At 59.8% G+C, this 14293-nt stretch carries 12 protein-coding genes; 8 read left to right on the forward strand and 4 right to left on the reverse strand.

Annotated elements, in window-relative coordinates; translation table 11 throughout:
• Positions 1–89: 89 nt before the first annotated feature.
• The 4 genes from LOY68_RS05395 to LOY68_RS05410 all read right to left on the reverse strand — a co-directional run bounded on the left by LOY68_RS05395 (position 90) and on the right by LOY68_RS05410 (position 5507).
• Positions 90–2936 (reverse strand): valine--tRNA ligase, encoded by a 2847-nt coding sequence (locus LOY68_RS05395; RefSeq protein ID WP_265043459.1) that lies wholly within the window; start codon positions 2934–2936, stop codon positions 90–92.
• A gap of 199 nt (positions 2937–3135) precedes the next feature.
• Positions 3136–3519 carry a hypothetical protein gene (locus LOY68_RS05400; RefSeq protein ID WP_054054794.1) on the reverse strand — a complete coding sequence of 128 codons (384 nt, stop codon included), beginning with the start codon at positions 3517–3519 and terminating at the stop codon, positions 3136–3138.
• Between the two features lie 8 nt (positions 3520–3527).
• Entirely contained in the window at positions 3528–3956 is a 429-nt protein-coding gene (locus LOY68_RS05405) for a DNA polymerase III subunit chi (RefSeq protein WP_265043463.1), read from the reverse strand.
• A 60-nt stretch (positions 3957–4016) separates the two neighbouring features.
• Complete coding sequence (locus tag LOY68_RS05410) at positions 4017–5507, reverse strand: leucyl aminopeptidase (protein WP_163908607.1); 1491 nt, start codon at positions 5505–5507, stop codon at positions 4017–4019.
• A gap of 307 nt (positions 5508–5814) precedes the next feature.
• Between LOY68_RS05410 and lptF the strand changes: the two genes are divergently transcribed.
• From lptF to pdxJ, 8 genes are all read left to right on the forward strand, one after another.
• Positions 5815–6933 carry an LPS export ABC transporter permease LptF gene (gene lptF, locus LOY68_RS05415; RefSeq protein ID WP_163908609.1) on the forward strand — a complete coding sequence of 373 codons (1119 nt, stop codon included), beginning with the start codon at positions 5815–5817 and terminating at the stop codon, positions 6931–6933.
• Complete coding sequence (gene lptG / locus LOY68_RS05420) at positions 6926–7987, forward strand: LPS export ABC transporter permease LptG (RefSeq protein ID WP_163908611.1); 1062 nt, start codon at positions 6926–6928, stop codon at positions 7985–7987. The genes lptF and lptG overlap by 8 nt, the downstream gene beginning before the upstream one ends.
• Before the next feature lie 171 nt (positions 7988–8158).
• Positions 8159–9958 (forward strand): translation elongation factor 4, encoded by a 1800-nt coding sequence (gene lepA / locus LOY68_RS05425; protein ID WP_054054783.1) that lies wholly within the window; start codon positions 8159–8161, stop codon positions 9956–9958.
• A 5-nt stretch (positions 9959–9963) separates the two neighbouring features.
• Positions 9964–10818, forward strand: a complete 855-nt coding sequence (gene lepB, locus LOY68_RS05430; protein WP_054054781.1) for a signal peptidase I — start codon at positions 9964–9966, stop codon at positions 10816–10818.
• Between the two features lie 184 nt (positions 10819–11002).
• Positions 11003–11692 carry a ribonuclease III gene (gene rnc, locus LOY68_RS05435; RefSeq protein WP_054054779.1) on the forward strand — a complete coding sequence of 230 codons (690 nt, stop codon included), beginning with the start codon at positions 11003–11005 and terminating at the stop codon, positions 11690–11692.
• Positions 11685–12587 carry a GTPase Era gene (era, locus tag LOY68_RS05440; RefSeq protein ID WP_054054777.1) on the forward strand — a complete coding sequence of 301 codons (903 nt, stop codon included), beginning with the start codon at positions 11685–11687 and terminating at the stop codon, positions 12585–12587. The genes rnc and era overlap by 8 nt, the downstream gene beginning before the upstream one ends.
• 169 nt (positions 12588–12756) lie before the next feature.
• Positions 12757–13440, forward strand: coding sequence for a DNA repair protein RecO (gene recO / locus LOY68_RS05445; RefSeq protein WP_163908615.1), 684 nt, complete (start codon positions 12757–12759; stop codon positions 13438–13440).
• A 51-nt stretch (positions 13441–13491) separates the two neighbouring features.
• Positions 13492–14235 carry a pyridoxine 5'-phosphate synthase gene (gene pdxJ / locus LOY68_RS05450; RefSeq protein ID WP_163908617.1) on the forward strand — a complete coding sequence of 248 codons (744 nt, stop codon included), beginning with the start codon at positions 13492–13494 and terminating at the stop codon, positions 14233–14235.
• The last annotated feature ends 58 nt before the right edge of the window (positions 14236–14293 follow it).

Genomic DNA, 14293 nt, shown 5'->3' on the forward strand with positions numbered 1-14293 from the left:
CTCGTTTCACTCGACAGCTCCTACAGGACGGGACAGTGGCACAAAAAAAGGGAGGCCATCTGGCCTCCCTTTTTCATTGCGATGTGCCGTTACAGACTGGCAATCCGCGCGTGCTGCTCGGCCAACTTGCCCAAAGCCTGTTCAGCTTCGGCCAGTTTGGCGCGTTCCTTGTCGATGACTTCGGCCGGGGCCTTGTCAACGAAACCGGCGTTCGACAGCTTGCCGCCGACGCGCTGGACTTCGCCCTGCAAACGCAGGATTTCCTTGTCCAGGCGTGCCAGTTCGGCGTTCTTGTCGATCAGACCGGCCATCGGCACCAGCACTTCCATCTCACCCACCAGAGCGGTAGCGGACAGCGGTGCTTCTTGGCCGGCAGCCAATACAGTGATCGATTCCAGACGCGCCAGCTTCTTCAACAGCGCTTCGTTCTCGGTGAGACGACGCTGGTCTTCGGCGCTGACGTTTTTCAGGAACAGGTTCAGTGGTTTGCCCGGGCCGATGTTCATCTCGGCGCGAATGTTGCGCGTGCCGAGCATCAGCGTCTTCAGCCATTCGATGTCATCTTCAGCGCCCTGATCGATGCGCGCTTCATTGGCCACTGGCCAAGGTTGCAGCATGATCGTCTTGCCTTCGATGCCGGCCAGCGGCGCGATGCGCTGCCAGATTTCTTCGGTGATGAACGGCATGAACGGGTGCGCCAGGCGCAACGCGACTTCCAGCACCCGAACCAGCGTGCGACGAGTGCCGCGCTGACGTTCAACCGGAGCATTTTCATCCCACAGCACAGGCTTGGACAGTTCCAGGTACCAGTCGCAATACTGGTTCCAGATGAATTCGTACAAGGCTTGCGCCGCCAGGTCGAAACGGAACTGGTCGAGTTGACGGGTGACTTCGGCTTCAGTGCGTTGCAACTGCGAGATGATCCAGCGATCCGCCAGCGACAGCTCGTAGGCTTCGCCGTTCTGGCCGCAGTCTTCGCCCTTGTCCAGAACGTAACGCGCAGCGTTCCAGATCTTGTTGCAGAAGTTGCGATAGCCTTCGACGCGGCCCATGTCGAACTTGATGTCGCGACCGGTGGACGCCAGCGAGCAGAAGGTGAAGCGCAGGGCGTCGGTGCCGTAGCTGGCGATGCCGTCGGCGAACTCGTCGCGGGTCTGCTTCTCGATCTTCTTCGCCAGTTTCGGCTGCATCATGCCGGAGGTGCGCTTCTGCACCAGTTCTTCCAGCTCGATGCCGTCGATGATGTCCAGCGGGTCCAGGACGTTGCCCTTGGACTTGGACATCTTCTGGCCCTGGCCATCGCGCACCAGACCGTGAACATAAACGGTCTTGAACGGAACCTGCGGCGTGCCGTCTTCGTTCTTCACCAAATGCATGGTGAGCATGATCATCCGGGCGACCCAGAAGAAAATGATGTCGAAACCGGTCACCAGCACGTCGGTGGAGTGGAATTTCTTCAGGAATTCGGTCTGCTCAGGCCAGCCCAGGGTGGAGAACGTCCACAGACCCGAACTGAACCAGGTGTCGAGAACGTCGTTGTCCTGTTGCAGCGCAACGTCCGGGCCGAGGTTGTGCTTGGCGCGCACTTCGGCTTCGTCGCGACCGACGTAGACCTTGCCCGACTCGTCGTACCAGGCCGGAATCCGGTGGCCCCACCACAGTTGACGGCTGATGCACCAATCCTGGATGTCGCGCATCCACGAGAAGTACATGTTTTCGTACTGTTTTGGCACGAACTGGATACGGCCGTCTTCAACGGCGGCAATCGCAGGCTCGGCCAATGGCTTGGTCGATACGTACCACTGGTCGGTCAGCCACGGCTCGATAATGGTGCCGGAGCGATCGCCCTTCGGTACTTTCAAACCGTGATCGTCAACGCTGACCAACAGGCCGGCGGCGTCGAACGCAGCAACGATTTGCTTGCGTGCTTCGAAACGGTCGAGGCCGGCGTATTCGGCAGGGATCTTGCCGTCGATGCTTTCGTTCAGCGTGCCGTCGAGGTTGAACACCTGACAGGCCGGCAGTACGGCGGCGTTCTTGTCGAAGATGTTCAGCAGCGGCAGGTTGTGGCGCTTGCCGACTTCGTAGTCGTTGAAATCGTGGGCAGGGGTGATTTTCACGCAGCCGGTGCCGAATTCAGGATCGCAATAATCGTCGGCGATGATCGGGATGCGGCGGCCGACCAGCGGCAGCTCGACAAATTTGCCGATCAGGGCTTTGTAGCGTTCATCGTTCGGGTTAACGGCCACGGCGGCGTCGCCGAGCATGGTTTCCGGGCGAGTGGTCGCGACGATCAGGTAATCGTTGCCTTCAGCGGTCTTGGCGCCGTCGGCCAGCGGGTACTTCAGGTTCCACAGGAAACCTTTCTCGTCGTGGTTTTCCACTTCGAGGTCGGAAATCGCCGTGTGCAACTTGGTGTCCCAGTTGACCAGGCGCTTGCCGCGGTAGATCAAACCGTCTTCATGCAGGCGTACGAAGGCTTCTTTCACCGATTCCGACAGGCCGTCGTCCATGGTGAAGCGCTCGCGGCTCCAGTCGACGGACGAGCCGAGGCGGCGGATCTGACGGCTGATGTTGCCGCCGGACTGATCCTTCCATTCCCAGATTTTCTCGAGGAATTTCTCGCGGCCCAGGTCGTGACGACTCTGGCCCTGGGCTTCAAGTTGGCGTTCCACCAGCATTTGCGTGGCGATACCGGCGTGGTCGGTGCCCGGCTGCCACAGGGTGTTGCGACCCTGCATGCGGCGGAAACGGATCAGGGCGTCCATGATCGCGTTGTTGAAGCCGTGACCCATGTGCAGGCTGCCGGTGACGTTCGGCGGCGGGATCATGATGGTGTAGGACTCGCCCGCGCCTTGCGGGGCGAAGTAGTTCTCGGACTCCCAGGTGTTGTACCAGGAAGTTTCAATGGCGTGCGGCTGGTAGGTCTTATCCATGCGCGGCGGGACCCTATTGGCATCAATTCAGGAAAAGCCGACGAGTATAGCGGGGCATGGGGCCGAGGGCGAGCAGGGCAGGCTGGGCGGAGATCTAAATGTTGGAGCTGCCGAAGGCTGCGATCTTTTGACTTTGCTTTTTAAAAGACAAGATCAAAAGATCGCAGCCTGCGGCAGCTCCTACACAGGCATACCAGGGTTACTCGTACTGGCTGAGCAACCGCTCCATCCGCGCATCAAGGCGACGCTTGATCTCGGTTTCGATGTGCGGGGCGAAGTCGTCGATCACGTCTTGCATGATCAATTGCGCGGCGGCGCGCAGTTCGCTGTCCAGGTGCAGCAGGGCGTCGGGGCCCTTGCTGGCGGCCGCTGCCGGTTGTGCGGCAGGGGCGGGAGGCGGTTCGACGGCGTCAGGCGTGGCGCCTGCCGTTTCGAACAGCATCGGAATCTGTTCCTGTTCGTCTTCATTGACCGTGTCGGTCAACAATGGCGGTTGCAGGTTGTCATCACCGAGCAGTTGGCGGATCGACTCAAGGTCATCCAGCAGGTGCGCGGACTTTTGTGGCGGTTTTGGAGTGTCCATCGGAATGCTCAGAGTCGCTGTAAACGGTGATCTTGCAGAGGATAGCCCTGTTCGCGGTAGAAACGGAAACTCTCCCGCGCAGCCGCCCGGATCGTCGGATCTTCCACCACCACTTCCGCCACCCGGGCGAATTTGTTGGCGAAGGCCGGGATTTTCAGGTCCAGATTGACCAGCAGATCCTGATGCGGACCGCAGTCATCACCCAGGCCCAGGACAATCAAGCTGTCCGGTTCGCTTTCGGCGGGACCGTGGGGCACGAAACTTTCGCCCTTGAATGCCCACAGCCGCGCATCGAGGTCCTCACGCTGGGCGACATCGCTGCAATGCAGGTAGATGCGGTGGCCCATGCGCCAGGCTTTTTCGGTGAGCTTGCAGGCAAAATCCAGCCGCGCTGACGGATCGGCGCTGGGCAGGATATAGAAGTCGACTTTGGTCATTGCGGTTCCTGAGCCATGAGCGGCGTTGCCCGAGAGCAACGCCGCCCAGGGTCATCGGTTTCAGGCTTTGGCGCGGTCCAGCAGGTATTGGGTCAGCAATGGAACCGGACGGCCAGTGGCGCCCTTGTCCTTGCCGCCGCTGGTCCAGGCGGTGCCGGCGATGTCCAGGTGCGCCCAGTTCAGGTTCTTGGTGAAGCGCGACAGGAAGCAGGCAGCGGTGATGGTCCCGGCTTTTGGGCCGCCGATGTTGGCGATGTCGGCGAACGGGCTGTCCAACTGTTCTTGATACTCATCGAACAGCGGCAGTTGCCAGGCGCGATCGTCAGCCGATTGGCCGGCGCTCAGCAGTTGGCCGATCAGTTCGTCGTTGTTGCCCAGCAGGCCGGACGTGTGAGCGCCCAAAGCAACTACGCAAGCGCCGGTCAGGGTCGCGATGTCGATCACGGCCTGTGGCTTGAAACGCTCGGAGTAGGTCAGGGCATCGCACAGCACCAGACGGCCTTCGGCGTCGGTGTTGAGGATTTCCACGGTCTGGCCGCTCATGGTGGTGACGATGTCGCCAGGGCGCGAAGCGTTGCCGCTCGGCATGTTCTCGGCGCAAGCCAGGATGCACACCAGGTTGATCGGCAGTTTCAGTTCGAGCACGGCGCGCAATGTACCGAACACGCTGGCGGCGCCACCCATGTCGTACTTCATTTCATCCATGCCGGCGCCCGGTTTCAGGCTGATGCCGCCGGTGTCGAACGTGATGCCTTTGCCGACCAGTGCGTACGGCTTCTCGGATTTCTTGCCGCCGTTGTATTGCATGACGATCAGGCGCGGTGGCTGGGCGCTGCCCTGGCCCACAGCGTAGAACGAGCCCATGCCCAGGTCCTTGATCTTCTTCTCATCGAGGACTTCGACTTTCAGGCTTTTGAATTCCTTGCCCAGGTTCTTGGCTTGTTCGCCGAGGAACGTCGGGTGGCAGATGTTCGGCGGCAGGTTGCCCAGGTCACGGGTAAACGCCATGCCGTTGGCGATTGCGGTGGCGTGGGCCACGGCGCGCTCAACTTCTGCTTGTGCTGCCTTGATGGTCACCAGGGTGACTTTCTTCAGGGCGCGAGGTTCGGCTTTCTGGCTCTTGAACTGGTCGAAGGTGTATTCGCCGTCTACCAGGGTTTCGGCCAGCAGGCGGGTCTTGCCGTAGCTGTCGCGACCTTTGATCACGACTTCGTCCAGCGCCAGTACGGCATCGCTGCCGCCCAGGCCTTTGAGCGTATTGAGGATGCCAGCGATGATTTTACGGAACGGGCGGTCGCCCAGCTCTTCATCCTTGCCCACGCCCACCAGCAACACGCGGTCGGCCTTGAGGTTCGGCAGGCTGTGCAGCAACAGGCTCTGGCCGACTTTGCCGGCCAGGTCGCCGCGCTTCAGTACGGCGCTGATGGCGCCACCGCTCAGTTCGTCGAGTTGTTTGGCGACGGCACCGAGTTTGCGGCCTTCGCCGACGGCGACCACCAGAGTGGCGGTTTTCAACGTTTCTGGGCTAACGCTTTTTACAACCAGTTCCATGTCCGGGTCCCTGAATTAATGGTCAACACGCGGCGTTCGACAGTGTGCGCAAACGCCTGCTTATATAGATGTAAAGACGCAGGTCACGGCCCGCGACAAAGGCCGCAGTTTGAACCTCGCTACCGGCGCCTGACAACCCTCGGTTGTACGATCTTCGGTGCTTTGGGCACGCGCTTGAGCTTGCGCAGTGACAGGCGCACCCAATCACAGGATAATGCGCCATCTTTTTCGGCGGCCCTGCCTTGCGGGCCGGCTGATACGTTTGTTTGTTTGGCCGCCTTAGCCTGACAACCCTGGAGTGTCTGGTTTGATTGTCTTCCGTTATCTATCCCGCGAAGTCCTGTTGACCTTGAGTGCCGTCAGCGCCGTGCTGCTGGTCATCATCATGAGCGGTCGCTTCATCAAATACCTCGCACAGGCGGCTTCGGGCCAACTGGACCCGGGTTCTTTGTTCCTGATCATGGGCTTTCGCCTGCCGGGCTTCCTTCAGCTGATCCTGCCATTGGGCCTGTTCCTCGGGATCCTGTTGTCGTATGGCCGGTTGTACCTGGAAAGCGAAATGACCGTGCTGTCGGCCACCGGCATGAGCCAGCAGCGCCTGTTTCGTATCACCCTGTTTCCGGCCACTCTGGTGGCGCTGGTGGTTGCATGGCTGAGCCTGAGTCTGGCACCGCAAGGGGCCAATCAGTTCCAGTTGTTGCTGAACAAGCAGGACGCCCTGACCGAATTCGATACTTTGGAGCCAGGTCGCTTCCAGGCATTGCGTGACGGTACGCGTGTGACCTACACCGAAACCCTGACCGATGACCGCGTCAACCTGGGTGGCGTATTCATTTCGCAAAAGAATATTTCGTCCGACCAGAAGGATCGCGGGATTTCCGTGTTGGTGGCCCAAAAGGGCCGTCAGGAAATCCGCCCTGACGGCAACCGCTACCTGATTCTCGACAATGGCTACCGCTACGATGGTAATCCGGGGCAGGCCGACTACCGGAAGATCAAGTACGACGAGTACGGGGTTTTGCTGCCCAAGCCTGACGTCAGTGACGAAGTGACCGACCGTGATGCCATGACCACCAGCTCCCTGGTGGGCAGTGATGACATCCGCTCGCGCACCGAGCTGCAATGGCGCCTGTCCCTGCCGTTGCTGGTCTTCATCGTGACCCTGATGGCGGTGCCGCTGTCGCGCGTCAACCCGCGTCAGGGCCGTTTCCTCAAGTTGCTGCCGGCGATTCTTCTTTATATGGCTTACCTGACCATCCTGATTGCCGCTCGCGGCGCCCTCGAAAAGGGCAAGATCCCGGCTGCGCTGGGCTTGTGGTGGGTGCACGGGATCTTCCTGGCCATTGGCCTGGTCTTGCTCTACTGGGAGCCGATGCGCTTGAAGCTGGCGAGTCGCCGCGACGCGCTGGAGGTGGCTCGTGGTTAAGCTCGATCGCTACATTGGTAGCAGCGTATTTGTCGCGATCCTGGCAGTGCTGGGGATTATTCTCGGTCTGGCGACACTGTTTGCCTTCATCGATGAAATGGGCGACGCCAGCGACACTTACACCTTGTTGGATGTCCTGAGCTACGTGCTGCTCACCGCACCGCGGCGTCTTTACGACATGTTGCCGATGGCGGCGCTGATCGGCTGCCTGATCGGCCTCGGCAGCCTGGCCAGCAACAGCGAACTGACCATCATGCGCGCCGCTGGCGTGTCGATCGGGCGGATTGTCTGGGCGGTCATGAAGCCGATGCTGATCCTGATGGTGGTCGGTGTGCTGATTGGCGAGTACGTGGCGCCGGCCACCGAGGTCACCGCTCAGGCCAATCGTTCGCTGGCCCAGGGCAGTGGTGATGCGCAAAGCGCCAAGCACGGCCTGTGGCACCGCCAGGGTGACGAGTTTATTCACGTCAACTCCGTGCAGCCTAATGGCCTGTTGTATGGCGTAACCCGTTACCACTTCGACAAAGAGCGCCACATGCTGTCGGCGAGCTTCGCCAAGCGCGCGGAGTTCGACAAGGATCACTGGCAACTGAGCGAAGTGACGACCACGCTGTTCCATGAAAAGAATACTGAAGTGGTCAACACGCCGGTCGAGCGCTGGGAAGTGGCCTTGAGCCCGCAGTTGCTGAGCACCGTGGTAATGGCGCCAGAGTCGCTGTCGATCAGCGGCTTGTGGGGCTACATCCATTACCTGGCTGACCAAGGGCTGGCCAACGGTCGCTACTGGCTGGCATTTTGGGTCAAGGTGTTGCAACCGCTGGTGACCGCCGCGTTGGTGCTGATGGCGATTTCCTTTATCTTCGGCCCGTTGCGTTCGGTGACCCTTGGTCAGCGGGTGTTTACCGGTGTGTTGGTGGGCTTCACCTTCCGTATCGTGCAGGATCTGCTCGGTCCTTCGAGCCTGGTGTTCGGTTTCTCGCCGCTGTTCGCGGTGCTGGTGCCGGCCAGTGTCTGTGCCTTGGCCGGGGTCTGGTTGTTGCGTCGAGCCGGTTGATTCGGGGGTTTTCCTGACCTTGCCGCTCGTAAAAAACGCCCTTGTCGCAAGACCGGGGCGTTTTTGTATTAGCCGTCTGACCTGCGAACGTGACGCTTGCGCCGTGGATCAGGTACAATTCCCGGCTATTTTTCGGCGGGCTATGCCTGCAGCCTTTTTGAGTGTTGATCCGTGAGTGATTTGAGTCATATCCGCAATTTCTCCATCATCGCCCACATTGACCATGGCAAGTCGACGCTGGCCGATCGCTTCATCCAGATGTGCGGCGGCCTTGCCGAGCGCGAAATGGAAGCCCAGGTGCTGGACTCCATGGACCTGGAACGTGAACGCGGGATCACCATCAAGGCCCACAGCGTCACCCTTTATTACACCGCTCGCGATGGCATCAAGTACCAGCTGAACTTCATTGACACCCCGGGCCACGTTGACTTCACCTATGAAGTCAGCCGGTCGCTGGCGGCCTGCGAAGGTGCATTGCTGGTGGTCGATGCCGGTCAGGGCGTTGAAGCGCAGTCGGTTGCCAACTGCTACACGGCGATCGAGCAGGGCCTGGAAGTCATGCCGGTCCTGAACAAGATCGACCTGCCACAGGCCGATCCGGACCGCGTCAAAGAAGAAATCGAAAAAATCATCGGCATCGATGCCACCGATGCGGTCGAGTGCAGCGCCAAGACTGGCCTGGGCGTCGACGAAGTTCTCGAACGCCTGGTTCACACCATTCCTGCGCCGACCGGCAACTACGAAGATCCGCTGCAAGCGTTGATCATCGACTCCTGGTTCGACAACTACCTGGGCGTTGTTTCCCTGGTACGTGTGCGCCACGGTCGCGTGCGTAAGGGCGACAAGATCCTGGTCAAGTCCACCGGCAAGATCCACCTGGTGGACAGCGTCGGTGTATTCAACCCGAAACACACCGCCACCGTTGACCTGAAGGCCGGCGAAGTGGGCTTCATCATCGCCGGTATCAAGGACATTCACGGTGCACCGGTCGGTGACACCCTGACCTTGAGCTCCACCCCCGACGTTGACGTGCTGCCCGGCTTCAAACGCATTCAGCCGCAGGTCTACGCCGGTCTGTTCCCGGTCAGCTCCGACGACTTCGAAGATTTCCGTGAAGCCCTGCAAAAGCTCACCCTCAACGATTCGTCGCTGCAGTACACCCCGGAAAGCTCCGACGCACTGGGCTTCGGCTTCCGTTGCGGGTTCCTCGGCATGCTGCACATGGAAATCATCCAGGAGCGCCTTGAGCGCGAGTACGACCTGGACCTGATCACCACGGCGCCGACGGTTATTTTCGAGCTGTTGCTGAAAACCGGTGAAACGATTTACGTCGATAACCCGTCGAAGCTTCCAGACCTGTCCTCGATCGAAGACATGCGTGAACCGATCGTGCGGGCCAATATTCTTGTGCCGCAAGAGCACCTGGGCAACGTCATTACCCTGTGCATCGAGAAGCGTGGCGTGCAGCACGACATGCTGTTCCTCGGGTCCCAGGTCCAGGTGACCTACGATATTCCGATGAACGAAGTGGTCCTGGACTTCTTCGACCGTCTGAAGTCCACCAGTCGCGGCTATGCTTCGCTGGACTATCATTTCGATCGTTATCAATCAGCTAATCTGGTGAAACTGGATGTGCTGATCAACGGTGACAAGGTCGACGCCCTGGCGCTGATCGTGCACAAGGATAACGCGCACTACAAAGGTCGCCAGTTGACCGAGAAGATGAAAGAACTGATTCCGCGCCAGATGTTCGACGTCGCGATCCAGGCCGCCATTGGCGGGCAGATCATTGCGCGGACCTCCGTCAAGGCACTCAGAAAGAACGTATTGGCCAAATGCTACGGCGGTGACGTTAGCCGTAAGAAAAAACTGCTGGAAAAGCAAAAGGCCGGTAAGAAACGCATGAAGCAAGTCGGTAACGTGGAAATTCCACAAGAAGCCTTCCTTGCAGTGCTCAGGTTGGATAGTTAGGTCCTATGTCACTAAATTTCCCGCTGTTGCTGGTCATCGCCGTGTTCGTCTGCGGCCTGTTGGCGTTGCTCGATCTGGTTTTCCTGGCGCCGCGTCGGCGTGCCGCCATTGCCTCCTATCAGGGCAGCGTCAGCCAGCCTGATGGGGTGGTGGTCGAGAAACTGAACAAAGAGCCGCTGCTGGTTGAATACGGCAAGTCGTTCTTCCCGGTGTTGTTCATCGTGCTGGTACTGCGTTCGTTCCTGGTGGAACCGTTCCAGATTCCTTCCGGCTCGATGAAACCGACCCTGGACGTTGGCGATTTCATCCTGGTAAACAAGTTTTCCTACGGGATCCGCTTGCCGGTGATGGACAAGAAAGTCATCGAAGTCGGTGATCCGCAGCGCGGCGATGTGATGGTGTTCCGCTATCCAAGCGATCCGAACGTCAACTACATCAAGCGTGTAGTGGGCCTGCCGGGTGATCAGATTCGCTACACCGCCGACAAGCGCCTGTTCGTCAACGGTGAGTCGATCGCCGAGCAACTGGTCGGCTCCGAGCCGGGCACGTTGGGCAGCGCCGAGCTCTACAAGGAAAAACTCGGCGCGGCCGAGCACTTGATCCGCAAGGAAATGAGCCGCTACCGCGCAACGCCGGACCATACCTGGACCGTGCCTGCCGGGCACTACTTCATGATGGGCGACAACCGCGACAACTCCAACGACAGTCGCTACTGGGATGATCCAACGATTCCCAAGGATCTGCTGGGCATGGTTCCCGACAAGAATATCGTCGGCAAGGCCTTCGCAGTCTGGATGAGCTGGCCGGAACCTAAACTCAGTCACCTGCCGAATTTCTCGCGGGTTGGCCTGATCAAGTAATCACACACGGCGCTGTTGAACACAGCGCCGAATGCATTTCTGGAGTCGCCACAATCGACCCCGAAGGCATGAAGCCAATGATATTCAGGACGTTATTTTTGAACACAGCGTTAATTGTCCCAAGCCTGCGCCGCATCACGGCGATGGCGGTGGAATCCAACCACGAACTCAGCGTGGGTAAACCGTGAGCGTCTCCTTAAGTCGTCTAGAGCGTCAGCTCGGCTACACCTTCAAGGATCAGGAACTGATGGTCCTGGCCCTGACTCACCGCAGCTTTGCCGGGCGCAACAACGAACGCCTGGAATTCCTCGGTGATGCCATCCTCAACTTCGTTGCCGGCGAGGCGCTGTTCGATCGCTTCCCGCTGGCCCGCGAAGGCCAGTTGTCGCGTTTGCGCGCACGCTTGGTGAAAGGTGAGACCCTGGCCGTACTGGCCCGTGGTTTTGATCTGGGCGATTACCTGCGTCTGGGTTCCGGTGAATTGAAGAGTGGCGGTTTCCGTCGCGAGTCGATTCTGGCCGATGCCCTGGAAGCGCTGATTGGTGCGATCTACCTGGATGCCGGCATGGACATGGCGCGCGAACGCGTGCTGGCCTGGCTGACCGGGGAGTTCGAGGGCCTGACCCTGGTCGACACCAACAAAGATCCGAAAACCCGCCTGCAGGAATTCCTGCAGTCCCGGGGCTGTGAGCTGCCACGTTACGAAGTGGTGGATATCCAGGGTGAACCGCATTGCCGAGTCTTTTTCGTCGAATGCGAAATCACCTTACTGAACGAAAAAAGCCGAGGTCAGGGTGTGAGTCGTCGTATTGCCGAACAGGTAGCGGCCGCCGCAGCACTGATTGCCCTGGGTGTGGAGAATGGCAATGACTGATACAACCGCAACACGCTGTGGCTATGTTGCCATCGTCGGCCGTCCCAACGTGGGCAAGTCCACGCTGCTGAACCACATCCTGGGTCAGAAGCTGGCGATCACCTCGCGCAAACCGCAAACCACCCGTCACAACATGCTGGGCATCAAGACCGAAGGCGCCATCCAGGCTGTCTACGTCGATACCCCGGGCATGCACAAAGGTGGCGAGAAAGCCCTGAACCGCTACATGAACAAGACCGCATCGGCGGCGTTGAAAGACGTCGACGTGGTGATCTTCGTGGTTGACCGCACCAAGTGGACCGACGAAGACCAGATGGTTCTCGAGCGCGTCCAGTACGTGACCGGCCCGTTGATCGTGGCGCTGAACAAGACTGACCGCATCGAAGACAAAGCCGAGCTGATGCCGCACCTGAGCTGGTTGCAGGAACAGCTGCCGAACGCGCAGATCATGCCGATCTCGGCCCAGCACGGGCACAACCTCGAAGCGCTGGAGCGTGTGATCGCTGGTTACCTGCCGGAGAACGAGCACTTCTTCCCGGAAGACCAGATCACCGACCGCAGCAGCCGTTTCCTTGCTGCTGAACTGGTACGCGAAAAAATCATGCGCCAGATGGGCGCCGAGCTGCCGTACCAGATCACCGTCGAAATCGAAGAATTCAAGCAGCAGGGCAAAACCCTGCACATTCATGCCTTGATCCTCGTCGAACGTGACGGCCAGAAGAAGATCATCATTGGCGACAAGGGCGAGCGCATCAAGCGCATCGGCACCGAAGCGCGCAAGGACATGGAGCTGCTGTTCGACTCCAAGATCATGCTCAACCTCTGGGTGAAAGTGAAAGGCGGCTGGTCCGACGACGAACGCGCCCTGCGTTCGCTGGGGTATGGCGATCTGTAACACCCGGTTCCAGCTACACCAGTGAACCCCTGTGGGAGCGGGCTTGCTCGCGAAGACGATGTAACATTCAGCATTGATGTTGACTGTCACACCACTTTCGCGAGCAAGCCCGCTCCCACATTTGGTTTTGGGTTGTTTGTAAAAATTGCGTTCCGCCATTGAGAGCTCCATGTCCCAGCCAATCGGCCAACTCGCCTACGTGCTCCACAGCCGCGCCTACCGCGAGACCAGTGCGCTGGTGGATTTCCTCACGCCGCAAGGTCGGCTGCGGGCGGTGTTGCGCAGTGCGCGGGGCAAGGCCGGGACGCTGGCGCGGCCGTTTGTGCCGCTGGAAGTCGAGTTTCGAGGGCGAGGCGAGCTGAAGAATGTCGGGCGCATGGAAAGCTCGGGGACTTCTACATGGCTCGTCGGTGAAGCGCTGTTCAGCGGTCTGTATCTCAATGAACTGCTGATTCGCCTGTTGCCGGCTGAAGACCCGCACCCCGGCGTCTTCGATCACTACGCCGCGACCCTGCTCGCGCTGGCTGAAGGCCGTCCGCTGGAACCGTTGCTGCGCTCCTTCGAATGGCGGCTGCTGGACGATCTCGGCTACGGCTTCGCGCTGAACACCGACATCAATGGCGAACCCATCGCGCCAGACGGGCTCTACCGTTTGCAGGTGGACGCTGGCCTAGAGCGCGTCTACTTGCTGCAACCCGGTCTGTTCAACGGCACCGAGTTGCTGGCCATGGCCGAAGCCGATTGGTCTGCCCCCGGTGCGTTGTCGGCTGCCAAGCGTCTGATGCGTCAGGCGCTGGCCGTGCATCTGGGCGGTCGGCCGCTGGTTTCCCGAGAGTTGTTTCGAAAGCCGTAAAATCCCCGTGTATGCTGTGCACCGAATTTCCTCTTCTTCAGGAGCGCTTCCGTGACCACCAGCAATCGCATTCTTCTTGGCGTGAACATCGACCACGTTGCCACCCTGCGCCAGGCCCGGGGCACGCGTTACCCTGATCCGGTCAAGGCAGCACTGGACGCGGAAGAGGCGGGCGCTGACGGCATCACCGTGCACCTGCGCGAAGACCGCCGACACATCCAGGAGCGTGACGTGCTGCTGCTCAAGGATGTGCTGCAAACCCGCATGAACTTCGAAATGGGCGTCACCGAAGAAATGATGGCGTTCGCCGAGCGCATCCGTCCGGCGCACATTTGCCTGGTGCCCGAAACCCGTCAGGAACTGACCACCGAAGGTGGCCTGGACGTGGCCGGGCAGGAAGCGCGAATCAAGGCTGCGGTAGAGCGCCTGTCGAAGATCGGTTGCGAAGTGTCGCTGTTTATCGATGCTGACGAGCGGCAGATTGCAGCGTCCAAACGCGTCGGCGCGCCGGCCATCGAGCTGCACACCGGTCGTTACGCCGATGCCGAGACACCGACCGACGTGGCTGAAGAACTGAAGCGCGTAGCGGATGGCGTGGCGTTTGGCCTGACCCAAGGCTTGATCGTCAATGCCGGCCATGGCCTGCATTACCACAACGTCGAAGCGGTGGCAGCGATCAAGGGCATCAACGAACTGAACATCGGCCACGCGCTGGTGGCGCATGCGTTGTTTGTCGGGTTCAAGTCGGCGGTGTCGGAAATGAAAGCGCTGATTCTGGCTGCAGCAAAAGCCTAAGCGCCAAACACAAAACCAAAATGTGGGAGCGGGCTTGCTCGCGAAAGCGGTGTAACAG

The sequence above is a fragment of the Pseudomonas sp. B21-053 genome, assembly GCF_026016365.1.
In the GTDB taxonomy this organism is placed as follows: Bacteria; Pseudomonadota; Gammaproteobacteria; order Pseudomonadales; family Pseudomonadaceae; genus Aquipseudomonas; species Aquipseudomonas nunensis.

What these genes read in the sequence shown, in the direction of transcription:
- LOY68_RS05395 (WP_265043459.1), bottom strand. Translation starts at nt 2,936, where the DNA reads ATGGATAAGACCTACCAGCCGCACGCCATTGAAACTTCCTGGTACAAC.
- LOY68_RS05400 (WP_054054794.1), bottom strand. Translation starts at nt 3,519, where the DNA reads ATGGACACTCCAAAACCGCCACAAAAGTCCGCGCACCTGCTGGATGAC.
- LOY68_RS05405 (WP_265043463.1), bottom strand. Translation starts at nt 3,956, where the DNA reads ATGACCAAAGTCGACTTCTATATCCTGCCCAGCGCCGATCCGTCAGCG.
- LOY68_RS05410 (WP_163908607.1), bottom strand. Translation starts at nt 5,507, where the DNA reads ATGGAACTGGTTGTAAAAAGCGTTAGCCCAGAAACGTTGAAAACCGCC.
- lepB (WP_054054781.1), top strand. Translation starts at nt 9,964, where the DNA reads ATGTCACTAAATTTCCCGCTGTTGCTGGTCATCGCCGTGTTCGTCTGC.
- era (WP_054054777.1), top strand. Translation starts at nt 11,685, where the DNA reads ATGACTGATACAACCGCAACACGCTGTGGCTATGTTGCCATCGTCGGC.
- recO (WP_163908615.1), top strand. Translation starts at nt 12,757, where the DNA reads ATGTCCCAGCCAATCGGCCAACTCGCCTACGTGCTCCACAGCCGCGCC.